22 protein-coding genes and 1 pseudogene are annotated in these 24,520 nt (G+C 34.2%); 12 read left to right on the top strand and 11 right to left on the bottom strand.

Features of this window, described 5'->3' with window-relative positions:
• The coding region (locus tag V7121_RS22265; protein ID WP_335547890.1) for a hypothetical protein at positions 1-1,572 on the top strand (1,572 nt) is incomplete at its 5' end.
• 1,133 nt (positions 1,573-2,705) lie between these two features.
• The gene (locus V7121_RS22260; protein ID WP_335547888.1) at positions 2,706-3,176 is read left to right on the top strand and encodes a hypothetical protein; all 471 of its coding nucleotides are present in this window, start codon (positions 2,706-2,708) and stop codon (positions 3,174-3,176) included.
• A gap of 264 nt (positions 3,177-3,440) precedes the next feature.
• Here the strand turns inward: V7121_RS22260 and V7121_RS22255 are convergent, their stop codons facing one another.
• Positions 3,441-4,070, bottom strand: a complete 630-nt coding sequence (locus tag V7121_RS22255) for an isochorismatase family cysteine hydrolase (protein WP_179602073.1) — start codon at positions 4,068-4,070, stop codon at positions 3,441-3,443.
• Positions 4,071-4,618: 548 nt separating this feature from the next.
• Here V7121_RS22255 and V7121_RS22250 point away from each other — a divergent pair.
• The 5 genes from V7121_RS22250 (at position 4,619) to V7121_RS22230 (ending at position 7,931) form a co-directional block, all read left to right on the top strand.
• The gene (locus V7121_RS22250) at positions 4,619-4,960 is read left to right on the top strand and encodes a PadR family transcriptional regulator (protein WP_335495891.1); all 342 of its coding nucleotides are present in this window, start codon (positions 4,619-4,621) and stop codon (positions 4,958-4,960) included.
• A gap of 1 nt (position 4,961) precedes the next feature.
• A complete protein-coding gene (locus V7121_RS22245) occupies positions 4,962-5,303 on the top strand; it encodes a DUF1048 domain-containing protein (protein WP_335495893.1) in 342 nt (113 codons plus the stop codon).
• A gap of 340 nt (positions 5,304-5,643) precedes the next feature.
• The gene (locus V7121_RS22240; RefSeq protein WP_335495895.1) at positions 5,644-6,405 is read left to right on the top strand and encodes an ABC transporter ATP-binding protein; all 762 of its coding nucleotides are present in this window, start codon (positions 5,644-5,646) and stop codon (positions 6,403-6,405) included.
• Entirely contained in the window at positions 6,406-7,155 is a 750-nt protein-coding gene (locus V7121_RS22235; protein WP_335547886.1) for an ABC transporter permease, read from the top strand. It abuts the gene before it with no gap.
• 473 nt (positions 7,156-7,628) lie between these two features.
• On the top strand, positions 7,629-7,931 hold the full coding sequence (locus V7121_RS22230) for an Ada metal-binding domain-containing protein (protein ID WP_335547884.1): 303 nt from the start codon (positions 7,629-7,631) through the stop codon (positions 7,929-7,931).
• A gap of 152 nt (positions 7,932-8,083) precedes the next feature.
• Here V7121_RS22230 and V7121_RS22225 read toward each other — a convergent pair whose 3' ends face one another.
• Positions 8,084-8,842, bottom strand: coding sequence for an AAA family ATPase (locus V7121_RS22225; RefSeq protein ID WP_335547882.1), 759 nt, complete (start codon positions 8,840-8,842; stop codon positions 8,084-8,086).
• Between the two features lie 161 nt (positions 8,843-9,003).
• Here V7121_RS22225 and V7121_RS22220 point away from each other — a divergent pair, with 161 nt between their 5' ends.
• Positions 9,004-9,255 (top strand): hypothetical protein, encoded by a 252-nt coding sequence (locus tag V7121_RS22220; protein WP_335547880.1) that lies wholly within the window; start codon positions 9,004-9,006, stop codon positions 9,253-9,255.
• Positions 9,256-9,347: 92 nt separating this feature from the next.
• Here the strand turns inward: V7121_RS22220 and V7121_RS22215 are convergent, their stop codons facing one another.
• The 4 genes and pseudogenes from V7121_RS22215 to V7121_RS22200 form a co-directional block, all read right to left on the bottom strand.
• Positions 9,348-9,779, bottom strand: a complete 432-nt coding sequence (locus V7121_RS22215; RefSeq protein WP_335547878.1) for a DUF4279 domain-containing protein — start codon at positions 9,777-9,779, stop codon at positions 9,348-9,350.
• Positions 9,780-9,808: 29 nt separating this feature from the next.
• Positions 9,809-10,060, bottom strand: coding sequence for a hypothetical protein (locus V7121_RS22210; protein ID WP_335547876.1), 252 nt, complete (start codon positions 10,058-10,060; stop codon positions 9,809-9,811).
• Positions 10,061-10,147: 87 nt separating this feature from the next.
• Positions 10,148-11,169: pseudogene (locus V7121_RS22205) on the bottom strand (IS1595 family transposase).
• A gap of 395 nt (positions 11,170-11,564) precedes the next feature.
• Positions 11,565-13,307, bottom strand: coding sequence for a DUF262 domain-containing protein (locus V7121_RS22200; protein ID WP_335547874.1), 1,743 nt, complete (start codon positions 13,305-13,307; stop codon positions 11,565-11,567).
• A gap of 920 nt (positions 13,308-14,227) precedes the next feature.
• Between V7121_RS22200 and V7121_RS22195 the strand changes: the two genes are divergently transcribed.
• Genes V7121_RS22195 through V7121_RS22180 form a run of 4 tightly spaced genes read left to right on the top strand, consistent with a single transcriptional unit; the run spans position 14,228 to position 18,242 of the window.
• Positions 14,228-15,598 (top strand): DEAD/DEAH box helicase family protein, encoded by a 1,371-nt coding sequence (locus tag V7121_RS22195; RefSeq protein ID WP_335547871.1) that lies wholly within the window; start codon positions 14,228-14,230, stop codon positions 15,596-15,598.
• Positions 15,599-15,613: 15 nt separating this feature from the next.
• Positions 15,614-15,787 carry a hypothetical protein gene (locus V7121_RS22190; protein WP_335547870.1) on the top strand — a complete coding sequence of 58 codons (174 nt, stop codon included), beginning with the start codon at positions 15,614-15,616 and terminating at the stop codon, positions 15,785-15,787.
• A 3-nt stretch (positions 15,788-15,790) separates the two neighbouring features.
• Entirely contained in the window at positions 15,791-17,782 is a 1,992-nt protein-coding gene (locus V7121_RS22185) for an AAA family ATPase (protein ID WP_335547868.1), read from the top strand.
• 1 nt (position 17,783) lies between these two features.
• Positions 17,784-18,242 (top strand): DNA phosphorothioation-associated protein 4, encoded by a 459-nt coding sequence (locus V7121_RS22180; protein WP_335547866.1) that lies wholly within the window; start codon positions 17,784-17,786, stop codon positions 18,240-18,242.
• Positions 18,243-18,260: 18 nt separating this feature from the next.
• Here V7121_RS22180 and V7121_RS22175 read toward each other — a convergent pair whose 3' ends face one another.
• From V7121_RS22175 to dndD, 5 genes are all read right to left on the bottom strand, one after another.
• Positions 18,261-19,598, bottom strand: a complete 1,338-nt coding sequence (locus tag V7121_RS22175) for a hypothetical protein (protein WP_335547864.1) — start codon at positions 19,596-19,598, stop codon at positions 18,261-18,263.
• Positions 19,599-19,697: 99 nt separating this feature from the next.
• A complete protein-coding gene (locus V7121_RS22170; protein WP_335547863.1) occupies positions 19,698-20,963 on the bottom strand; it encodes a CopG family transcriptional regulator in 1,266 nt (421 codons plus the stop codon).
• A gap of 58 nt (positions 20,964-21,021) precedes the next feature.
• Positions 21,022-22,140: a cysteine desulfurase family protein gene (locus tag V7121_RS22165; RefSeq protein WP_335547861.1), complete on the bottom strand. Its 1,119-nt coding sequence runs from the start codon at positions 22,138-22,140 to the stop codon at positions 21,022-21,024.
• A 10-nt stretch (positions 22,141-22,150) separates the two neighbouring features.
• Positions 22,151-22,522 (bottom strand): DNA sulfur modification protein DndE, encoded by a 372-nt coding sequence (gene dndE / locus V7121_RS22160; protein ID WP_335547859.1) that lies wholly within the window; start codon positions 22,520-22,522, stop codon positions 22,151-22,153.
• Positions 22,519-24,504 (bottom strand): DNA sulfur modification protein DndD, encoded by a 1,986-nt coding sequence (dndD, locus tag V7121_RS22155; protein ID WP_335547857.1) that lies wholly within the window; start codon positions 24,502-24,504, stop codon positions 22,519-22,521. The genes dndE and dndD overlap by 4 nt, the downstream gene beginning before the upstream one ends.
• Positions 24,505-24,520: the final 16 nt, after the last annotated feature.

Raw genomic sequence — 24,520 nt, 5'->3', positions numbered from 1 at the left:
GGTATAGATATACTAAACCGTTCGAAATCATGTATATGCCCTTTGTGCAGCCAAGAATATCAAAACTTTGAAAATCTTATGCTGCAAATCAGTAATGGAAAAGATGAACTTTTAGAGGTTGAAAATTTAAGTGTAGAATTAAGAGATATGAACATTGAAAAAACCGCACTTGATTCTAAGATAGAGGAATACCTAAATAGGTTTAATGAAAAACTATTATTTGAGATTCAAAATATTGATGAAAGAATAATTGCTATAAGTCAAAAAGTTAACACCCTTCAATTAAATAAAACTGAAAAGCAAATGAATATATATGAAATGCAACATGATTTAAATAACTTAAAGCTCCTAGCAATTGAGTTAGGGATAAATACAAATGACTCCTTTGAACAAGAAAAAGTAGTACAGGAATTAATTGCAGCAGGTATAGAGGAACAAAATAAAATTGCATTTGAGGTCACAAGAATCAATATCGTGAACAAAGATTTACATATGGAGATTAATAAACTTCATCATAAGAAAAATGTAAAAACAGAGTTATTGGATCAAATCGAAATGCAAACAAGAAAATTATCTTTATTACAAGTGTATACACGATACATGAAATTAAATAATAAAATTGGTTCTAAGGATTATGTTGAGTTACAACAAAATAAGGAGGAACTAATTAGTAAGGTTAGAATCTTAAATGAAGAATTAGGAACAATAAATGAATATATTCAGCAATATAAAACTCAGGAGAAAAGTTTTACAGAAATAACAGGTGACATCAATAAAACCGAAAAAGAATTAAAAGATTATCAAGAAACAATTAATATATATTCAGATAAATATATTCGTTATTTCGGAGATGACAATATATTAGAAGAACAATTACGAAAAGAATTCGATTATTTGCAATTCCAAATTGAAGGAAATAGCAAACAAAATGAATTATTAAACGAAGTAATAAATAATTTAAACACACATATAAACAACACATTAAAAATCACAAAAGAACAGGATCTTAATAAATTTAATAAAGAATATCAACATTTAAGAAAAATTAGAAAAGAAATAAAGACAATAAAAACTACTTCTTTGGAGTATATTAAACAGAAAATAAACAATGTATTTAATCTGGATAGCGTAAATAAAATATTTCAAATGATAGATCCCCATCCTAATGTTGCTGAAATAATGTTTAAATTTGATGAAACTTCTAAAGATGGATTAGGCTTAAATATAATGTGTGAAACTAAGGACAATAAAAGTAACTCTGAGGCTCCTATTTTGTATTTAAGTTCTGCTCAAGTAAATATACTTTCCTTGAGTATATTTTTGGCAAGTGCACTGGAAAACACAGAAGAAATTGAAACTATATTAATGGACGACCCAATTCAACATTTAGACGGGTTAAATATTTTATCATTTATTGATTTGTTAAGAATAATTTGTTTTGGACTAAAGAAACAATTAATCATCTCCACTCATGATGAACGATTTTTTAAGCTTATACAAAAAAAGATTGACCCTGAATACTTTAGAGCAAAATTCTTAAAATTAAGTTCTACTGGAAGAGTAATTAATTAATACCAAGTGTAGGATAGATTTTGACATTTATCTATATTAAAATCCATTTTTTTACTACAAATATTCATTCTGGAGGGAGATGATAAAAAACAACATAGAAATCCGAATTATTTAGAGAAACAACATAGATTTGAAGGTTCTTTTAAAAAACTTTTCTATTTTTTTTTTATAGAATTTTTACATCCTATTTTTAACTTAAAAAGATTATTAGTAATGAAACCGAAATTTCGATAAGAACATATGTATTATGGATAAGAATAGGTTAATAAGCGTTATATAAAAAAGTATAGATCTTCCCAAAGAAACAAGAATGAACAAAATCATAAACTTTGTTGAAAAAATTATTAATGATATAGCTCAATGGAGAGTAGAACAATAACACAGAAAAAGAGAGTTTTTTAACTCTCCTTTTTATTATTTCAGTGCTTTTTGAATAACTTATATTCATGCCGAGAGTATTGAATCGACGCATATCCTTGCCTAAAATCATAAATTTTAGTTTTTTCTTTAAGGTATGACCATTTTTTTAATGATAAGTAATATTTTGTCGCATTAAAAAGTCGTTTAAACATAGGCATATCAATGTCTGGCGGTATTATGGGTTAATTAATGGCAAAAAATGGGATAAGTCACACAGTTGTTACTTAAAGCATAAAAATGTCACTATTATATCATTATGCTTAAAATTGTTTGTGACAATATTATGCTTGAAACATCTAGCTGAGTCATTTTTTGTTTTTTCATACATTCACTTTTAATTACATGAATTATCAGAGTAATAAAGCAATCAATTTTGGCCATAAGAATGTATAATTTTTGTCAGGTTTTTACCAGTAATCGACATCAGATTTACACTTATCACCAATACAATTACTGATGGATAACGTCACGAAAATGGAGACTAACAATGTGAAAGAATAAAAAATAAAAAAGCTTAATCCTTTTCGTATTTTAGAGGAATTAGGCTTAAAATCTTCAACAATCGGGCCAGATTGTTGATTAATACAGTTATGGTATTATGCTAAAATTAGGAAGATATTGTGAAGAATTGTACTTAAAGTAACGGGCAGGTTAGTTGAAGTAAAATATGCTAGAATTAAAGTAAATTATTTAGTGAACGGTGGAGTTAAAAAATGCTGAACTTGTCGGGGAAGGTGGCTGTATATCAACTTGGATTGGGTATAGGGTATTTTAAACTTCCTAAAGTAGTTGAATGGGTTGATTTAACCATATTACAATTGGACTCTTCTGAAATTCCGAATCAATTGTACGAAGTTTCGTTATCGAGTAATAAAAAAATAGTTGACGTTATCAGCCTTTTGAGTGAAATTACCAGAGGAAATTACATAGAAACTGCATCAAAAGTTATACTAGGTCTTCTGTGCAAATCATTTGAGAAAAAAGAAATCGAAATTCAACAAGTGGTAACTTTGATGTATAGATTAGCTTGGGAACGAAATATTGAAGATGAAATATTTTCAAAAATAAATGGATTAGACGCAGACTATGAAATGGCTGTTGATGGATATGGAGATATGCAAAGTGTGAAAAAAGAAATACAGGAATTTTTAGGTAGATATGAAATGTACGGTGAGTTATTATAATGCCTGTTTAACTAACGGAGGCTTTGTTAAGGACGATGATCGCTACGGCGGTCATTTTTTCTTGTTGAACTAACGGTGTAGTTTAGTTGAAGAATGGAAATGGCTCTTTTATGTTTGTGCCAAGCAAGAATAGCCCCCTCCGAACAGATTGGAGGGGGTTGTGCTATCTAAATTCATCCGTTATTCCAAGCTCTTATTCTGACCAAGTAACCACTTGGGGACAGTTCAGACAAGTTGTATAGGAAATTACCATTGGGGAATGATTTATAAGTTTGAAATAGCCTCCTGTGTCGTCCAAGTAGCACTGGCAAATGCTTTATAATTGGTAACGGCAGCTTGAAAATCCTCTTCACTAATTGTTGCGGTGGCATCGTATACAACAGCTGTTTCAAAACCAGTTTCGATTAGATGCCTCATATGGGACTCTACACAAACGTTGGAAAGCACCCCTGCAATAATTATCTTCTCTTTTCTATGTTGTCGTAACTGATATTCCAAGTCATTTGTTTGTGGGCTGGCAACCTTGTGAGGAGTTGCAATGACGGTTCTTCTATCAAAAATATAAGGTTTGAAAGAATGAACAAAATCAGCTCCAAATGACGGTGGTGTGTACGCATTTGCCACTTGATACATTCTAAGACCTAATAGCATCTTTTGTTCATTTCCTGTAAATTGCCAGCCATAATCATGAGGGTATAAATAATGGGGCGATATGAAAAGTTGGTATCCCTTATTAATGGCAGTTCTCATTAATAGTTCAAGTTTTTGTATGGTATTGTTTCGTTCAATAGTTCCTTTAGTCAGATGATAGCCTCTTCCCCCAGGACTCATAAAGTCATTTTGTGGGTCTGTGATTACAATAGCAGTATTATTGGGATGTGGTTTAAACGGCAAATTACTTACCTCCCTCGCAGCATAAGCTTGCTGAAATGTTTGTTACCTGTTCAGGAAAGATAGAGAAGTTGTTTTTTTTAAAAATTCAGCATTGACACGACAGCCGCATCGAACAAGTACATAGTCATTAAAAACTCTATAGGCATTTATATGTATTTGTAGTTTGTTTAGTTCACTTTGTTATAGAAAATTAGTGTGCAACTTTGACGAATGTTTCCAGAAGGTACTTGTTAAGCTAACGGGTGCTTTTGTTAAGGAAGATGGTCGCTGTGGCGGTCATTTTTTCTTGTTGAAGTTGTAGTTTAATTATATTTCTTCAGAAACTTATTGATAAGCCTATCCTTTGGCTATAGTCTAAGCTGTCATATTTTGATAAAAACACCTTTGAAGTTGAAAAAAGGGCTTTTTGGTGAAAAGATTTATTGACAAGTGACGCTAGTTGGTAATACTATATACTGGTAATAAGTAATACTGAATATCAGTAACACAAAATACCTGTGTTACTGAGTACTGAAAAAATATAAGTAAAATATAAATGGAGGTAAAGAATGGAAAACATTACGGAAATGCTGAAAGGGGTGCTTGAAGGTTGTGTGCTTGAAATCATCAGCCGAGGCGAAACTTACGGCTATGAAATCACGCAACAGCTGCGAGAACTTGGCTTCGCTGATGTGGTTGAAGGCACAGTTTATACGATTACCATGAGGCTTGAGAAAAACAATCTAGTGGACATCGAGAAAAAGCCATCCACTATGGGTCCGCCGAGAAAATTTTACAGACTCAACGCAGCAGGTCAAGAGAAGCTTGAGGTTTTTTGGGAAAAATGGGATTTCATCTCAAGTAAAATTAACGAACTTAAGTCAAAAATAATATTAAAAGGAGAGAAGTAAAATGAATATTTTTGAAAAAATTATCGGAAGTCTGGATGACAAGCGGGAATGGAGGGAGATGGAAGCGCGTGCGAAGGCACTTCCAAGTGAGTACCGCAACGCTTACAAAGCTATCCAAAAATATATGTGGACTGCTGGTGGTGGTCCCACTGACTGGAAGGACAGCAGCCGTATCTTTATCGGAATTCTCGACCTCTTCGAGGAAGGAGCAGCGGAAGGTAAGAAAGTCACTGACCTTACGGGCGAGGACGTGGCTGCTTTCTGCGACGAATTGGTGAAGGATGAGCATACTTGGAAGGACAAATATCGCAAGAAATTGAATGATACGATTGGTCGTGGCTAACGGTGAATTCCAATTGGAGTTTCGCCTAGCATCGACATTAACCACGCAAACAGTCACTGGGGACGACTTGGTTTCCTTTCCTACGAACTAGTGGCTACCATTAAAAAACTATGTCTACAAGGATCGTGAAATTTGAATCAGCGTATCATAAAGCGATTGGATAAAAGTAAATTAAATAGATATTTTCGACTGAATAGCTGGTTACAAAGAAATGTGTCACCTTCACTATTCAGTTATATTTTTAACCTAGTAGTAAGTAATACAGAATATCAGTCAGACAGAGTAGTGGAGTATAGCCAATCTAGTGCTTTGTTGCGCTTATTATAAGGAGGAAAAAAGTATGAGCAATGCAGTGATTTCTGTAAAAGGACTTAAAAAATCCTTCAAAGATAAGGAAGTCTTAAAAGGGGTGGATTTTGAGGTGCGGCGTGGCGAAATTTTCGCCCTGCTGGGCTCAAATGGAGCGGGCAAGACGACGATGGTCAATATCCTTTCGACGTTGATGAAGCCCGATGGAGGCGAAGTCGGTATTTGCGGCTTTGACGTTCAGCGTCAACCGGATCATGTTCGCCAGAGCATCAGCCTAACAGGACAGTTCGCAGCTTTAGACGGCATGCTCACAGGAAGGGAAAACCTGATGATGATCGCCAAGTTGCGAGGAGTTTCCAATCCTGCTCAAGTCGCTGACAATCAGCTTGCAAGATTCAGCCTGGTCGATGCGTCCAACCGCAGGGTGGATAAGTATTCCGGCGGGATGAAGCGCCGGCTTGACATCGCCATGAGCCTGATTGGGACGCCAAAAGTCATTTTTCTCGACGAACCGACGACAGGGCTTGACCCCGAAGCGCGGATTGAAGTCTGGGATACCATCAAGGAGCTTGCCGGCGGCGGCACGACCATCTTGCTGACGACCCAGTATCTGGAGGAAGCCGAACAACTGGCGGACCATATCGGCATCCTGCATGGCGGAAAAATCATCACAACTGGTACCCTTAAAGAACTCAAAGAGATGTTCCCGCCATCGAAAGTAGAGTATATCGAGAAGCAGCCAACATTGGAGGAAATTTTCCTCGCGATTATCGGAAAAAAGGAGGATATGTAAATGAAAAGCAAAACAGGGGTAATACTAGGACGATTAATGCTCAACATCATGCGAAGCCCGGATACGATTATTACGGTAGCGATTACGCCGATTATGATGATGCTGCTGTTTGTCTACGTATTTGGCGGCGCCATAGAGACAGGTACGGATAACTATGTCAATTATTTATTGCCGGGAATCTTACTGATGGCGATCGCTTCAGGCGTCGCTTACACTTCCTTACGATTGTTTAACGATGTAAAGAGCGGACTGATGGCGCGTTTCATTACCATGCCCATCAACCGTTCCTCGGTATTGTGGGCTCACGTGTTGACTTCACTTGTTTCCAATGCGCTTACTGTCGTTGTGGTTATCCTCATCGCGCTCTTGCTGGGCTTCCGTTCCAGTGCTGGTATCCTGGATTGGCTCGCCGTAGCTGGGATAGTCGGGCTGTTTATGCTGGCGTTGACATGGCTGGCGGTCATTCCCGGATTGACAGCAGGGTCAATGGAAGGTGCGACAGCCTACTCGTATCCGCTGATTTTCCTGCCGTTTATCAGTTCGGCCTTTGTCCCTACCGATACTATGCCTAAAATTGTCCGTGCGTTCGCTGAGAACCAGCCAGTGACTTCAATCGTGAATGCGATTCGAGCCCTTTTGTATGAAGGGTCTGTTGGCAACGATATCTGGATCGCGCTTGCCTGGTGCGTCGGTATCACGGTCATAGCTTACTTCTTCGCCAGTAAAGCATTTAAACGCCAGTTAGGGTAATTACACATTAGGGATTAGCTATATCAATATTCAGCCGCTGCGGTGAATGGAATAATTCCTCATTAACGGGTATTTAGAGGAATTATTGTCCAAATACTGCTTCTTGAATACGGAAACAAGAAATCAGAGCTGTCATTTTGGCGGCTTTTCTTATTATGCTAAAGAAGCAGCTTAATTGATGAAGGAAAATTGAATGTATAGATAGAAAATAATAATGAATTAATCTTAAGAGGTGAAACTGTTGGATGAAAAAAATGGTTCAATAACAGCAATTCTTGCTGAACAGTGAACATTATAAAGGATCTTGCTGTTTTGAAGTAAATAATTATATTATGTAAACTTATTTTGAATTGGAAATTTTCAATTCATAGAGTGCTTATTTCAGTTTTGTAGAATTATTTCATAAGAGTATAAACAGTTGTTGCATTAGTTTTAATGCTCAAATGAAATCTATGAGGAAGTGGGGAAATGATATGGAAAAAACTAGCGTGGGTCTCATTGAACAACAAGCACTGAAAAAATACAAATTGCTAGGTGCGGATCGCAAACCCATTGTGAGTGATTCTCCTGGAACTTATGGTGGGCATAAAGGAACCAAAATTTATGGCCGAATGGACTGTAGAGTAGCATTACGTGCCCTTGAAAGAGGAGGGTATGAGAAGTATCGAGTGTTTTTTGCTGACGAGCAAACAGCCATTGCAGCAGGATATCGACCATGTGCAGTCTGCCTTCCTGACAAATACGCCATTTGGAAGCAGCATAACAAGACAAAGTAAGGAATTTATCATTTGTTGTAATCTAGATTAGATTAAATTGAAAATTAATATTTTGCTAGAGATTATTTTGGCACGAATTTAGCGTTCCTTACAATTCAACCGTCGTACAAAAGGAAGCACATGGAATGCGTGCTTCCTTTTGTTTTTCCCCGTTAAAACTCTACTTCCGATTCCAAAAGATGATGAAGCATTCTTTTAGGGTCATTTAAAAACTGTTTCATGATTTGAAAATGATTGGTTTCTTCCAGTTTTTTCTCTTGGATTCCATCTTCGCTCAGTTCATATATAAGCGAATTTGGATACGACATAATGATTGGTGAGTGGGTAGCAATAATTAGTTGGGAGTGTTGATTCACTAAGTCATGGATTCTAGTCAACATTGACATTTGCCGTAAGGGAGAAAGAGCTGCCTCAGGTTCATCAAGGATATAGATTCCATTCCCTCCAAACCTATGAATAAAGGTGGAGAAGAAGGCCTCTCCATGTGATTGTTCATGAAGGGATTGTCCACCAAAAGAGTTGATGATCTTCGGCCCGCCACCCCCCTGATCTAATTTCTCAATATTGGATGCCACATTATAAAAGCTTTCCGCACGTAGGAAGAAACCGTCTCTTGGCTTATCAACCCCCTTAATCAATTGGAGATAGTTTGTTAATTCAGAATGGGAGTCAAACGTAGAAAAGTTAAAGTTAAACGATCCACCTTCTGGATTAAAACCTAAGCAAACGGCGATTGCCTCCAATAAGGTGGATTTTCCCATTCCATTCTCACCAACCAGGTAGGTAACCTTGGGATGAAAGGGGAGCTGATTTAATGACCGAATACTAGGAAGATTAAATGGATATTGAGTAAATGCAGGTACATCCTCTTTCTTTAAAACTACACTTCTTAAATAAGGGGAATGGATCACCTTGCTTCACCTACCTAACTTTTTTCCCATTATTCTATCATATATGGAGGATAACCCACGCAAAAATCAGGCTTGGAAAAGTAATCCTTGATTTTTTTTTGCAACAAATTAGAACATTTGTTCTATAATAAAAGTACAGAATAATTAGAAGGTGAAAACTTATGGAATTTAACTTGGAAGTGCATTTAATCATTGAAGGATCGGGGCTAGTGGCTAAAGGACGTTTTTCGACTAGAAATAATAAAGAAATAGTAAACGTTGCCCACAATTATATTCGAAGCATCATGCATGATACCGGTTATCGGAGAACATTTATTGAAAAAGTAATTGTTAATTGTACAGAAGAAATCACAGAGGAAGTAAGGGAAATAGAAAATAGACCGATTCCACCGATGGATGATATTTTTTGGTGAGGCCAGCTACGCTGATTAGATTATTATTTTAGGCTATGTTAAAGATAAAGGTTGATATTGATAAAATTAAAAGGACCAAATCTGGTCCTTTGCTAATTTTTTAAGTCAGTTACATAAGGATTAGAGTATAAATCTAAATCGAATTCAGCTCCAATGCTTGATGCAAACTTTATAATGTCTTTGCTCAGATATAAAGCAGGGGTATTTCCCTCTTCAATTTTTATCACGATGAAGAATTTACAATCAATAGAGTAATCTGCTTTTATGTCATTAATGATGGTTGTCTTGTTTTGTATCTTATCTATAATTTCTTGAAGTTGGTCGTTAACATCAAGAGATACTTGATAACCTGTTCCTAAATCCCAACTTGTCTCTTTTCTGTATCTTGCAGTGGAACTATTAGTAATTAAATCACCTTTTGTATAAGCATTAGTAGGTGTTAATTCTAATCTTTCAGTTACGTTATCTATCGGAAATTCATCTCCAGACAAGCTAAAGTAAACTAAAACTTGAGTTTTATCCACAATTAAATTCTCCCCGTAATGAATTATTATTAATCTATAAATCTGAAATGCTCGTTAAACCAGTCATCCCATTGTCCATTTTCCTTTTCTTGAGCCCCCAACCTAACTGCTTCCTTGGCTGTTTGTCCAGGTAAGCACATTTCACTTAATTCATCTTCTATAAGAATATCATCACCGATAATTTCAGCTTTGTATTCTTTCCCTTCTTTATAGTCTATCTTTTCACTATCGTCGATATTAATAGAAGTTTTAATACATAATACTTTGGTTTGCATTCTCACTTCATTATCTCCCTTTAGGTCACTCTATCCAGAGAACCTATTTTTATAAATGGTACCATAATATGTAAAAGGCAAGTGAAAAATTTATCAAAATGCTATTTCTCGTAGTCTTAATGTTTTAGAAGTTTCCCAAGTGCCGAAAACACTTGCCAAAATCAGCATTGATTTCTTCTTGCTTAATCGCTTTCCATTTTTCTATTATCAAGGAACTGGAACCAAACTAAATATAGCTGCAAATACTTCGTGGATACACCGTTGAAACGCTGTATCCATTTCTTTTAGTCTAGAGTGGTAATTGTTTATATTATTCAAATGATAAATGCCTTTTTCGACGTATTCTTTCTTATTGCCATTAATAACTACGTGTTCTAAGGCGTTCTTAGCAGTGTATGACTTGTACGAATTGTGGGATCGGAAATAATCACCGTATCTGCCGGCAAATACGGTGTAAGAGTTTCATCTATTTGTTCAGTGAAAATCCTTCCGGAGCCTACTCGCCTAGATAGCGTGGTCTTATTTCGGTCACTTGCAACTAAAACGCATACTTGTTCATCAGAAATCCCTCTTTTAGTTGCGGAGCCACCACGTTTCCTGGATTTACGATTTGAAATGGGGTTCCGACCTTTAGAACTCTCCAAGAAATATGTTTCATCTACTTCAACAATTCCTTCAAATGAATTAATATGTTCTTTCGCTTACGCTGATAACACTTTATGTCTCCAATAAAATGCAGTTACGTGTGTAATTCCAACAATTTTAGCTGTTTTTCGCAAGGATAGACCTTGTAACATACATTCAATAAAGTTAATCCATTTGTCCGCTTTTTTAGAGCGATACATAGGTGAATTAGTAAGGTCACTACTTAACTTTGAACAATCCTTGCATTTGTACCTTTGACGACCATTTCTTTTGCCATATCTGACAACTGACAAACTTCCGCAATGACGACAATGAAATCCACTAGAAAATTTTCTTTCTCTTAATTCATTGATTAATGCACCTTGCTGAGAAACAGAAGGTGTAAAATATCGAGTCAGAAAATCTAGAGTATATTCTTTGTCTTTGTCATTTAAAGTTTCAATATCAGATAGTATGTTTGTGATGGTCATTTTGCGGACAGAAATTTACAAATTTCTACATAACGGCAAAGGTATAATAGGAAACATAGTTAATTAGACTCGCATAAACATTCGTACTTTTTACATGATTTATCCGATGAGGATGCAGATGAGGTGGAATAACAGTAGAAATAGGATTAACTATTTTGGTTGTAAAAGATATTAGTTTGTTGGGGGGGTGAACAAGACGCTTACACTAAACGAAAAAAGAGAATTTCTTAATTCCTTTGCAGTACTTAGAGAACACGAAGACAAATTTGGCCGATCTATCAATCAGTAATAATATAAGTAATATTTAAGTTAGGAGAGTACTATTTTATATTATTTTCTAGTGAAATTAATATAAAATAGTACATCCATTAAAGGACATCCCTTTTGATCCAATTTTATATTTTACTAATTAACACATCAGCAATGAATTGAATTCTTTCTGTACCTATATCAGGATTCTGATTAAGTTCTAATAATTCAGGTCTATCCAAATCAGATGGTGTTGTAAATGTATGGTAGTTATTCACTAACCATTCACAGTAAGGATGTGGATAATGACTTCCTCCCAAGAGGTAATTTGCATAAATTCCATTTGGTGATAACTTCGAAGAACAATGTGTTGCTTTAGCCGCTCTATTTTGACTTTGGGGTAACGGCGCAAAGTTCCTTAGAGTTTCTCCCTCATCTCCCTGTGCATTACTAAGAAGACTCTGAGGAATAAGGTGATCAATATGAAAATTTACCGCAGATCTACCAAAACATATTGCATAAAAGTTCGTTATAACTGTTCCCCGATCAGGTAATAACATTGCGTTAAATACGCGCTTTGATTTATTTTTATCCACTTTATTAAGATTTGAGACGAGCCATTGCCAATCAAGTGGCTGTTGTGTTTTTTTACCAATAAAATCTTTAGATATTAAGTCAGCAATCCCTTGCAATGAATGGGTAAGTGTCCCTTCCATTATTTGTTCAGCGTACACTCTGGTTCGGCCAATTGTCCCATCTAATAAGACCCTATAACTTGCAATCAATAAAGATTTTAATTCAGTGTCTTCAGCATTTCCACCAGATAAGAACGAGGGTCTTTGTGCTCCGTGATGTACAATGTTTGTATAGTAGAAGGACATAAGAATTGCATAAGGGATAGCACCACATTCTTTTATTTCTTGGAAATATCCATTCTGTGCTTGATTCTTAAAGGCCTGAATAAAATCTAGAAAGTCATCTACTTCTGCTATCTGCAAATTTCCGCTCCAAGATGGGAATACTCTGATTGCGTTAGAACGCAATGTTCTAAGAAGAACATTAACAAAAGGTAGTAAACTGGAATCCGGTTTATCGTTGTTTGTAAATATAGCTGTAAAGTCATTTTCAATATCATCTATTTGAATTGGCGTCCAACCAGATGTAGAACCTTTTTCGACAATTAGGGCTCTTAGTAAATCAACAGGACCTAAGTCAACCCTTATGGTATTAATTCCTAAAAATGTATTCATAATTTCAATAGGTCCATTAAAATTAAAATAAATATCTACGGCCACTTGTCTATTAAGAAATGTTTGTTGGATGGATTGTGACAATCGTAATCCATTTCCCCCACTTAACATCCTTTCAACATAATTCTCTACTACATCTCTTAGTCGTTTATATTGATTTGCTATTGCCTTCCTTGGGTGATTAAGAAACTCGTAATCGTTATGTAAGTAAACCGGTGAAAGAGGAAAAACTCTTGCTATTAGATTATTAAAGAAATCTGAATTAGAGGAATGATATGGTGCATTGGCATAGAATACTTTATTGTGTAGTATTGCTAATAACATTGTACCGACTGAAAACCTTTGAAGGCCATCTACTAATATAAGATAATTACCAGATTGTAAGTTGGGAAACTGCCCATTATGTTGAAACTGAGCCAATATAACATTTCCCAATAAAATAGAAGGGGAACTTAAAAACTCCTCAACATTTTCCATCTCCCATGAGATGCCTCGTTGATATCTTGGGATTTCAACCCACTCATGGACACCTAAGTTTGAAATAATACTTGTTGTGTTACCATTAGTATGTGGGACTAGTGATTTGCTTGTTACGTATTCAAAAAAAGGAGGAACAGGACCACTACGTTGGATAGGCATAAAAACACTCCAATTATTTATTTAATCTATTAGGTTTACAATTAATTATTATATCATAATATTCTATATTTATTGAATTATTTGAATCGGTCTTTCGTATATGGTGGACTTTTTTGTTGGGAACCCCTGGGGAATAAGGAATAGATGTGTAGCTAATAATGAACCGAATAAAAATCAAATACTTGAAAAAATAATGGATTTAGTAGAACGCTATGATTGAAGTACAGAAGTTCACTATGAAAAATTTCTTTTAGAAAAAGGTCAAAAGATTTTTTTATAGCCTCCAGTCATTATTCCTTTTAGTAAAAAAAATCTCTATTGAAGGTTTTAGAACCCAGTTGGCCCATTGTTATCAATTATGTTTTTAGCATTCGGTCGATAAGAAGATTCTACAGTTAATAAAGTACCGGTTAAAGAAGAAACTGTTGTTTAAAAAGATATACCACTATTGGAGATAAACTTGATGAGGAAAAACCAGTAGCACCACCAGTTTAGGAGAAAGTGGTTGTTACAACTACTGACAGCAGGGTAATGAATGTGTGACCCAAGAGATTACAAATTATGGTATCACCAAAGTTCGATGATACCGATAGACAAAGTATTAGGATCATTGAAGATTTAAAGGGGAATGATTCATCTCCTTTTAAGGAAATAAGACCAAACCAAAACTTTTTAGATTAGTATAATGACAGTATTTTTGCTTTGCGTGCTCAACCAGGTGAAGATAAAGTTAACCTAAATGAATCAGGTTACCAATTTCTTCTCCCATTATTTTTAACCAGTAATTTATATAGCGAGGCAAAATATATAATTTTTTTTAAGATTCTCAACTTAAATATTATAACTTTTTATATAATTAGAGTTATGGAATGACTTTCCCTAAAATGATGGAACCTGAAATACTACTAGGAGGCAATTAGATGGGTACAAACTTACTATTTCCTAAAATACCACCTATAATTCAATTAAGGGAATATCAACAAGAAGCGATCCGAAATTGGTTTCGTAATAACTGTCAGGGATTATTGGAAATGGCTACTGGTACGGGAAAGACAATTACAGCACTTAGTGCTGCGTCAAAACTTTATGAAGTAACGAAACGTCTTGGAGTTATCATCGTTTGCCCATACATCCATTTGGTGGACCAATGGGTAAAGGATATAAGACTTTTTAATATGTCGCCAATCGTAGCATACCAGTCACGAAAACTATGGGAAGAATCACTTTATAATGAGGTGAGCGCTTTTCAATCAGGTCTTACGAATCATTTTTGTTTGATTACTACAATCTCAACTTTTACCTCAGATAGTATGCAAAACATTTTAAAGTATCTTAGTAATGATGTGGTGTATATTGCAGATGAAGCACATCACTTAGGAGCCAAACGGAATAGAGAATGTTTAATCCCATCGATTCCGTATCGCTTAGCACTTTCAGCAACACCGAATCGGTGGCATGATGAGGAAGGTACAGATGAACTAATCGAGTACTTTGGGAATTCTATTGTTTTTCAGTATGGGTTAGAGAAAGCTATAGGTGAATTCTTAACCGAGTACTATTATTTTCCCCATATTGTTTATCTGGATGAAGATGAAAGCGAATACTATTATGAAGTCACCAAAAAAATAGCAAGAATGTCATTCCTAAAAGAATCAATAGATGAAAACGAGTCCTTACAATCTCTTTTGATTGAGAGAGCCAGAATTATTGGGAGGGCACGGAATAAAATTGTCGTTCTTAAGGAATTGATGATGGATCGAACAGATTCAAAGTACAACATAGTATATTGTGGTGATAGTAAAATTGATGGTGAGAAACAAATTGATTCCGTGGTAAAAATGTTAGGATATGATTTAGATATGAATGTACATACTTTTACATCAAGGGAGGATAAGGAAAAAAGACAAGAGCTTTTAAAGATGTTTGAAGATGGTGATTTGCAGGTGTTAGTCGCGATAAAATGTCTAGATGAAGGAGTTGACGTACCTGCAACTCAAACAGCATATATCCTAGCAAGCAGCACAAACCCAAGAGAGTTCATTCAAAGGCGTGGTCGGGTACTTAGAAAACATAAGAACAAAAAATATTCTTACATACATGATTTTATTGTTGTTCCAAGACCTCTTGATGAAATAGATAATGTAGAGACTGCATTGTTTAACACGGAGAGGAACTTAATTAAGAGAGAGCTGGTAAGGTTTATTGAATTTGCTGATTTAGCAATAAATGGACCTCTAGCACACGAAAAGTTAAATCAATTAAAACAAGCATACCAATTACTTGATATATAAAGGAGTAGATACTTAATGGGTATGGAAAAAGAAAGAGTGCAAAGTATTCTTGCTAAGCTTCCAGAAGAATATGCATTTATTTTAAAAGAGATATTGGAAGCAGAAAAAGAAATACTACATCGGAAAAACTTGCAGGGAACAAACATTACAGGAACAATTGTGGATATTGTGAAAGAACGGGTGAAATAAATTATGTTACTTCACGAAATAAAACTCAAAAACTTTCGGCAGTATTATTTAGAGCAAACGATTGATTTTTCTCGATCATCTAATCGAAATGTAACCGTGATTCATGGTGAAAACGGCTCTGGAAAGACAGCCTTACTAAATGCATTTAGTTGGTGTTTTTATGGGAAACTAGACTTGCCAAATGCAAAGGAAATTATCAATGAACATGCGGTAAGGGTAGCAAGACCAAATGTAGAGGTAGAGTGTTCAGTAACCATTAAATTTAGTGATCATGAGAAAATGTATACATTAAGGAGAAGAGTTATTGCTCGAAAAGGTGGAAATGATACTGTTTACTATGGAGAACCAGAGGTGTTGTTAACCTTTAAAAGGAATGGAAATATAGAGACAATTTCTAATCCAACCGATGAGATCAACAGAATCCTTCCAGAAAATTTAAGGACATATTTCTTTTTTGATGGTGAAAGAATTGATAACTTGTCCAAAGATAATAGTTCTGGTGAAATAAAAAATGCAATTAAAAGTATTATGGGATTAGAAATATTAGAACGTGCAGTAAAACATACTGGAGATGCAAGCACAAGGTTTAGAAGTGAATTAAAGAATTACGGTGATCCAAAGACGATCAACTTAATCGAAGAAATCGAAAAATTAGAGAGACAAGTAGGAGAGTTAAAAAGTAGAAGAGAACTATTGGTAAAAAACTTAGACGCTACAAAAAAGCAAATGAAAGAAACAGAAAGTAAGCTAAAATTTATAGAAGGGTCACAACAGTTGCAACAAGAAAAAGAACAGAAGGATGATGAGCTCGCTGAGATACAATCAGATTTGAAAAAGTTACAAAAAGAAATTATGGAAACCGTTAGTAAATACGGTTATTTAGCCTTCAGTTATACAGCCGTTAATCAATCTGAAAAAATTATTAATGAAAAAGAAAGCGAGGGATTTGGCATTCCCGGCATTCGTTCTTCTTCATTTATTGATGACTTAATCCAAAGAGGCGTGTGTATATGTGGGGTTGAGATTAAAGAAAATTCATCTCACTATGAGCATTTATTAAAAATCAAGGAATTTCTCCCACCACAAAGCTTAGATAGTGCCATCATAAACTTTAAGACTGGTATTAAGATTGTCAAGGATGCTCGACAAAAATTTTATGAGCAGTTAAAGGATTTGAAGCAAAAAGAAATAAAATCTCAAACGGTTGAAAGAAGACTGAAAGAAGAGATCAACGAAATTAAATCGAAGCTTAATGAAAAGGATTCTGAAGAAATATCTAGTTTAGTCTCAAAATTAGAAAAATTAGAGGGTACTCAGAGTCAAATTGAAAGAGAAATAGGTGGAATTGACCAAGAAATTAAGCAACTAACCTCACAACTAAGTGACAAAGAAAAAGAACAGAAAAAAGTTAGTTCCATTGCTAGCAAGGCTCAAATGGCTCAAAAAAGGATTGATGCTTGTCAAACATTAATTCAAGCAATGGAGGAAATTTATAATATCCGTGAGAGTTTAGTCAGGTTAGAATTGCAAGAAAGAATTACCAATGTATACAGACAGTTTTTAAGAAAAGGTTACGAAATCACCTTGTCTGAAAAATATGAGCTGAATGTTGTTAACCAAAACAATAATAAAGTGGGAATGTCTCAAGGTGAGAGACAAATTACTAGTTTATCGTTTATTGGTGCAATAGTCGATCTTGCAAGAGAACAGTATAAAAAGGAAATTAAGAGTGCTTTTGAAGAAGGCGGAATCTATCCGTTAGTAATGGATTCACCATTTGGTGCATTAGATTCCGATCATCGTGAAAGAATTGCCAAGGGCATTCATAAGTTATCTGATCAAGTTATCGTTATTGTTTCAACTTCCCAATGGCGGGGAGAAGTAGAGGGTCAAATGAAAGAATTGATTGGCAAAGAATATCATTTAAAATACAATGATCCTAGAATTAATAAAGATCAACCGTATGAATATACTGAAGCAATAGAGGTGATATAGATTGTATAGAAGAATTCGGAGGCCCAAAGACCAAGAAGAATATTATACCAAATTAACAGACCAAAGTGAATTTGGTATATTTTCAACCTATAAAGATGTGTTCATGGCGGCAGGTGTGTTAGGATTTATGGAAAAAAAGAGAAGAGAGTTCACAACTTCATTGGAAGGAATTAGTTGGAATATCTTTAATCTTGATACAGATGAGACGGTCATTAATGCTGTAGCTATAAGTGAAAGTACTGATCCTAAACTTGTTAATACAGATGAAGACACTTTTGAAACAAAAATACAAATTTTTGAAGAATATGCAGCTGGGGGAGTTGAGATGTTATATAAAAAGGCAATGGAAGATCCTAAGAAGGCGCTGAATGTTTATATTGAGTTTATTATGTCTATGGAAGCAGAAACGAGTGCGAAAGAAAGAAATCTACGTGAAATAGCTGATTTATTAACATTTTAAAGGCGGGAGTTCCCGCCTTTATTTTTTTAGATATTCTTTAAGTGCGTTAGCGATAACAAGAGAACGACTGATCCCTGATAATTCTGAAGCATTCGTTAGTTGCATTAACAAATCTTCCTCTATATAAATATTAATTTCTTTTGCGTCTTTAACTAGTCGAGATTCCTTTTTCTTTTGTTGCCAAATATTAATCATCTCTTTAAGGTCTGCGACCTCTTCTTTACTAAATAATTCAGTATTTGTGGATGGTTTGTATTTAGATTGAGTTGATAGTTCTGAATGTAATTGGATTTTTGCTGTATCAACTTTACTGGTTAACTTATTTACTAGCGCTTTTTTTTCAACTTTTGTATTTTCTACAAAACTTTTTGGGGTTTTATTTTTTTGAACATGCCTAATTAAATTATCATCAAAACCTGCAAACTTAAGTTCGACCTCTAGTATTTTGGTATTCAGACCTCTGTTCTTAAGATCTTCTATTGTAACAATACCTTTACTCAAATCATCATCTAATTTTTTTACTAATTCGCTTCTTTTTTCTTGTGTCCAAACATCAAAAACACGATCAAAGCGGTAACCATTCTTCTTTAGATCTTGACGCAAGCTATTTGTGGTAATCTTTAAACTTTCAACAACATCTTTCATCGGAATTCCTTTATTTAATTCCATTACAATCTTCTTAAGATTTGTTGTAGGAACTGGTTTAGAGTCGAGTTTGGAATGTCCTCCAGTTGGTGTAGGCTGATCCCCACGAGTCCATTTCTTTTTAGTTAGGTTATATTGATATTTGTACTTTTTTAAATAACTTTCCACTTTATAAACAAAAGATAATCTATCTTTGTTAGTTTTGACATATTTTGCAGATAAATCATAAAGAGTATATCCCTGATTAACTTCCCGGACAAGGTAGTCAACTAATTCTTCTTGATTCATCTTTGTCCAATAGTTCATGAAGCTATTGTACCGATATCCATCTAATAAAATTTGTTGTTTTAATTGTGTTCCAGTAATATTATATTGTTTCGCTACTTCATCTAAATCCACACCATCGTTTAGGACATCTACCACTATATCGATACTAATTTTTAGCTCTTTTTTTTTATCAATAATGGATTCTTCCTTTTTACTACTAGAAGTACTAATTTTTGGTTCAATTCCACTTTTTAATTCAGAGTTTGATTTTGACAATTCAGATTGATCAATTATTGTCCTGACTTTTTCTGGGGAGTAGTCATATTGTTTAGCGATTTTTTCTATAGAATTGCCTTTATTAAATAAGCTTTTAAATTCATGAGCTAATTGATCATCAGATTTATTGTTTTTTATATAATCATTTACCATTCCTAAAATATCCAAGTTCTAACACACTCCTTTTTATACCAATATACCTTAAGAATTTTAATTATTTGCGAAGCTATTAACATTTTTAAAGGTAAGGGAGATTAGCACCTCATTTTAGTTTTTAAGATACGATTTTAGAGCCTTCTCAATTATAAGTGAACGGCTCAACCCTTCTCGTTCAGATGTCATAGTTAATTCATATAATAAATCTTGATTAACATATATAGTAATTTCTACTTTGGAATTTGTTTCTGATGATATTTCGTTATTCTCACTCTTCCAGAGATTAATCATCTCTTTTAGATTGGCTATTTCTTCTTTAGTTAAAAGTTCAGAAACAGAATCAGAGTTATTTGTTTGCTCGATTATTGATGATGAATGTACATTTTTACCTTCTTCAAGTAGGAAATCTAAACTTTCATCCATTTCTTCCTTTAGTAACAGTTCCTCCGTAATTAAAGGGTGTATTTGATTAGTTTCTGAGCAATGCTTTTTAACATTTGGATTGGAATTGATATGATTCGATTTTGGTAAATTGTGACCGATATTTGTAGGATGATTTTTATACGCAAAGCCACTATTTATTAGTTCCATTTCTACCACATTGATGTTTACTCCATTTTTATTAATATCATTTAGTGATATCCTTCCATTATATAGGTCATTGGCCAGTTGTTTTAGAAATTCTTTTCTTGGAAGATTTGTCCAAACTTTGAAAATACGATCATAACGATATTTATGACTTTTTAGAAATTGTCTCAACTTTCCTTCTGTTACTTTATACCATACGGCTACCTCTAGGATAGAAATACCATTATTTAACTTATTGATAATTTCAGGTATATGTTCTAAAACAATTTCGTTTTGATAATATGTTTTGACTACTCCGGTTTCTTTACTAGTATTGTTAGAATTACTTATCACTTTACTAGCTATTATTTCTTTTGTGTTTTTAGGAGGATTCGTTCTTTTCCATTTACGAGAGAAGCCATAATATTTATACCCGGTATTATTTAGTATCTCAGTAATCATTTCTGGTGGATATTTGACAATATCAGCAACCTTTTCAATGGATTGTCCTTTATTTGAATTTAACAATGCAACGAATTCAGCCGCAAGTTTTTCAGCTATCTTAGTTTCTTTTTGGAGGGGTTCAGTTGGTTGATGAGCATTACTTCGTTTCCATTTTTGAGAGAAACTATAATAAGTGTATCCAGTATTTTTTAGAATTTCTCTCACCTTAACAGAAGAATAGCCGTATAATTTTGCTACCCTATCAATTGTCTGGCCTTTATTTAATTGAGTAACAAATTCACTAGCAAGTTGTTCATCTGTTTTATTGGTTTTTAGATAGTCATTTAGCATATCTAAAATATCCATTATTAACACTCCTAGATCATATATTTTATAGCAAAAAATAGGAGGGGTGTTAATCCTCCTATAATTGTTTAAAAACATCCAAATCTTCTTTTCTTAAAAAGCTAGACATTGAGAATCGAATAGTAGATCGAACTTGATCAATGGATAATCCAATGGCAGCCAGAACATGGGAAGGTTTACTAGAGCTACATGCTGAACCAGTTGAAGCGGCAATAATAGGAGAAAGTTTTTTCACTAGCATCTCATTATTTACACCTTTAAATTGTACACTAATAATTCCAGGTATCTTCTTTTGATTGTCGTTGTTAAATATAATATGTCCTTTAAATTTTTCCTTTAATAAATCTGTTAAATAGTTTTCTAATTCTATTAATTTATTTATATTATTAGAAATATGATTATCCGCTATTTCAGCTGCTTTCCCTATACCCACAATATTATGAACTGGGAGGGTGCCACTTCTTATACCTTGTTCTTGACCACCTCCGTGTAATAGGGGAGTGATCTTGGTTAAAAGATCATATCGATCTTTTCGTATAAAGGCACCACCAATTCCTTTAGGACCATGAAACTTATGGCCAGAGAATGATAAAAACGTTAGACCAGGATAATTAGATAAATCAATTTCAACCTTACTAATCACCTGAGTAGCATCCGTATGCAAAAATACATTTTTCTTTAAACATATAGCAGAAATTGCTTCCATATTGTTAAAAGAACCAAGTTCATTATTTCCCCAAATTAAAGAGACGAGTATAGTTGTCTCTCTAATTTCATTTATTAAAGCTTCAGTATCAATTCTCCCAAATTGGTCCACGTCCAAATAACTAATTTCAAAGCCTTTAGTTTCCAAGTATTTGCAGGTTTCTAAGACGGAGGGATGCTCAACTTTCGAGGTAATGATGTGATTACCATGTGAAAAGTAGTAATCTGCAACACCTTTGATAATCATATTATTACTTTCAGTAGAACCACTAGTAAAAATAATCTCTGAGTCTGTACAGCCTAGTAAAGAAGCAAGAGACTTTCTTGCATCCTTTACAGCATTTTTAGCATTCTCAGCATAAGAGTAATATTTACTAGATGGATTACCGAATTGCTCCATTAGATAGGGGAGCATAACATCTTTTACCTCAGGATGGACTTGCGTTGTAGCACTATTATCTAAATAAAGCATATATTTTCACCTAGTTTTCCATTTTTAATAGGTTTAAGAGTAATTTTTCATAATTACCAGCATGTTTGTATTCATTATCAAGTAAAACGATTCCTCTTTCCAAATGGGCATTAAACAAATCAGGAAAATATTCTTCATCAGAAATATTTCGATTTGCATGTTGTCGGATCAGCGCTTTGTATATATAGTCATTTTCACCAGTCATCGCATTCCGGTGAATATCCACCCCAGCTTTATTTACTACTATTTCAGGGGTGGAAGGTTCTTTTAATGAGAGCGATACGGCTATTCTAGATAAAATGTTCCAGGTTAAGCCTGTCGCAGCCTGAAGGCTAATTAATTTCTCACCAGTTTCTTTGGAAGTTTTTAATCGAAAATTCATATTCCCAACTCCATTTGTTTAAAAGGAAAATAGCGGTTGATTATATGTGTCTCTTGTTTTTCAACATTAAAATCTAACATATATTCCTTAGCTACATTATTTTCCAGAATCATGTAATTGTGCTGATCAATTTCGGAATCTGTTGATAAAATGATCGCTTGTCGGCCACAGTTTGGGATAAATTCGGATAGCACTGCAGCTTTGTGGGTTTTATCCAGTCTGCCAAGTAAAGTATCAAATATAAAAGGTACTTTTCTTCCGGAGCATTTAAAAATCGCCCAAATAATAGAGATTAATAAGATTTCCTTTTCTCCGGCAGAAAGTGTGGATTTTTCAATCAGTTCTTTATGTGAATCAAACAATTTCACATCGTACGTTTCGTGATCAATGAAAATAGCCGAAACATAATTATGTTTCCTAAATATTTTCTTAAGCATGGAAGTTGCTTCAATTTGAACTTGTTGCAACTTTTTCTTCATTTGAATTTCTCGGAATCGACGACTTAACGTAATAATTTTCTGTGACTCAAGAAATGAGCTTTTTGTTTTATCATTATCTCTCAGTGAATGCTGAATTTTATTAATTGCAGCAATAACGACATCTACATCCATTTTCCACTCCTCTAGTTGTTTGGTATGTTCGTTTATTTCTTGATCTAGTATTAGTAGAGATTGTTGAATTTGCTCCATCTGCTGAAGCATGCTGCTAAATTCATTAGTAGAATCATTGATTGAAAGTTTTCCACGTAATTCCTGATGTAAGACAAGTTTTGTCCTGTTTTCTTCTATAATGCTTAAACAAAGATCCTTAGAATCCCCAGCAACCATAAGAAAAACATTTTCGATTAAACTGCTCTCAGAAAAGGAGGAGCCATGTATTTGATGAATTTCTTTTTCAGGTTTCATTAAATTTAGTACTTGTTCTTTTAAAACTTGCCCAGCATTTGCTTCGTATGAATCAGAAATAGATCGAAGAATATGATTCATCTTATCATTTGTAAGCTTCGTATTGAGTTGTTTAAAAAGTTGCAGTGATTCCTCGTTTTGTATTTGTTCTCTAGTTTGAGAGAGAAGATCCTTTGATAAATAGAAGGGCAGAAGATTGGAAACAAAATCTCGAATCTTTTCCATATTGTGTTTTCTTTCAGATTCAATATTGTTCATCTGCTTAATGATTTCGTCTCTTTCAGCTTTCACAAGACCACCATAATTTTCAAAATCATACTTAAGCCTTTGGTAATCGTCTTGCAGTGTTTCCCTTTGTAATATTAATTCATTTTCCCTTGCAATTCCGGCCACAATTTTTGTTCTAAGGTCTTTTTCACGTAGATTTAACTGGTAGAGCTCTTTTTCAAGAGTCTCCATCTTTTCAAAATCTAGAGATTGACTTGAATAGTTTTCAAGGTCATCTTCAAGTTTTTCAAATAGATCGAGATTAAAAACTACTCTGGATAGATTCTTTAAATAATCTGAGAGAAGATCTTTGTTAACAATTCTTGATATCTCTTCACCATCAAAAAGGCACAGATCAAGCAATTGAGGGGGCATAACTTCTTTTAATTTCGACTGAAAAAGATCTTTATCATAATCTGAAAGATGCTTTCCATTTGCTAATAATTCAAAGGACTCTTTTAAACTTTTGTTAGTATATGTCCAGTATCGATACAATACATAATCAGTTTTTTCAAAATCATCTACTAAAGAGAACTCTAATTTAATTCTAAAATGGTTTTCCCCAATCCGTTTAGCATTATGGTTAAGCATACTTTGGACCCTTTTATAATATTCAGCACTCTCAGTCTTAAAGCCATAACCATAAGAACCAAATAATCCAAGTTTTATCGCGTTCAGTAATGTAGTTTTCCCTGCACCATTTTCTCCACCGATTAATATTACATTTCGGTTCTCAACTGGACGAAAATCAAAAGTATTACTCCCTCTATATGCACCAATATTCGTTAATTGGATTTCATTTATAATCATTAATAAAACCTCATTT

Source organism: Neobacillus drentensis, assembly GCF_036962125.1.
GTDB lineage: Bacteria > Bacillota > Bacilli > Bacillales > Cytobacillaceae > Neobacillus > Neobacillus drentensis_B.
Note: the sequence above shows the minus strand (reverse complement) of the source record. Positions and strands in the feature narration are given on the sequence as shown.

Coding starts and splice junctions, on each gene's coding strand:
- V7121_RS22260 (WP_335547888.1), top strand. CDS start 2,706: ATGCTGAACTTGTCGGGGAAGGTGGCTGTATATCAACTTGGATTGGGT.
- V7121_RS22250 (WP_335495891.1), top strand. CDS start 4,619: ATGGAAAACATTACGGAAATGCTGAAAGGGGTGCTTGAAGGTTGTGTG.
- V7121_RS22245 (WP_335495893.1), top strand. CDS start 4,962: ATGAATATTTTTGAAAAAATTATCGGAAGTCTGGATGACAAGCGGGAA.
- V7121_RS22240 (WP_335495895.1), top strand. CDS start 5,644: ATGAGCAATGCAGTGATTTCTGTAAAAGGACTTAAAAAATCCTTCAAA.
- V7121_RS22235 (WP_335547886.1), top strand. CDS start 6,406: ATGAAAAGCAAAACAGGGGTAATACTAGGACGATTAATGCTCAACATC.
- V7121_RS22230 (WP_335547884.1), top strand. CDS start 7,629: ATGGAAAAAACTAGCGTGGGTCTCATTGAACAACAAGCACTGAAAAAA.
- V7121_RS22220 (WP_335547880.1), top strand. CDS start 9,004: ATGGAATTTAACTTGGAAGTGCATTTAATCATTGAAGGATCGGGGCTA.
- V7121_RS22200 (WP_335547874.1), bottom strand. CDS start 13,307: ATGCCTATCCAACGTAGTGGTCCTGTTCCTCCTTTTTTTGAATACGTA.
- V7121_RS22195 (WP_335547871.1), top strand. CDS start 14,228: ATGGGTACAAACTTACTATTTCCTAAAATACCACCTATAATTCAATTA.
- V7121_RS22190 (WP_335547870.1), top strand. CDS start 15,614: ATGGGTATGGAAAAAGAAAGAGTGCAAAGTATTCTTGCTAAGCTTCCA.
- V7121_RS22185 (WP_335547868.1), top strand. CDS start 15,791: ATGTTACTTCACGAAATAAAACTCAAAAACTTTCGGCAGTATTATTTA.
- V7121_RS22170 (WP_335547863.1), bottom strand. CDS start 20,963: ATGGATATTTTAGATATGCTAAATGACTATCTAAAAACCAATAAAACA.
- V7121_RS22165 (WP_335547861.1), bottom strand. CDS start 22,140: ATGCTTTATTTAGATAATAGTGCTACAACGCAAGTCCATCCTGAGGTA.
- dndE (WP_335547859.1), bottom strand. CDS start 22,522: ATGAATTTTCGATTAAAAACTTCCAAAGAAACTGGTGAGAAATTAATT.
- dndD (WP_335547857.1), bottom strand. CDS start 24,504: ATGATTATAAATGAAATCCAATTAACGAATATTGGTGCATATAGAGGG.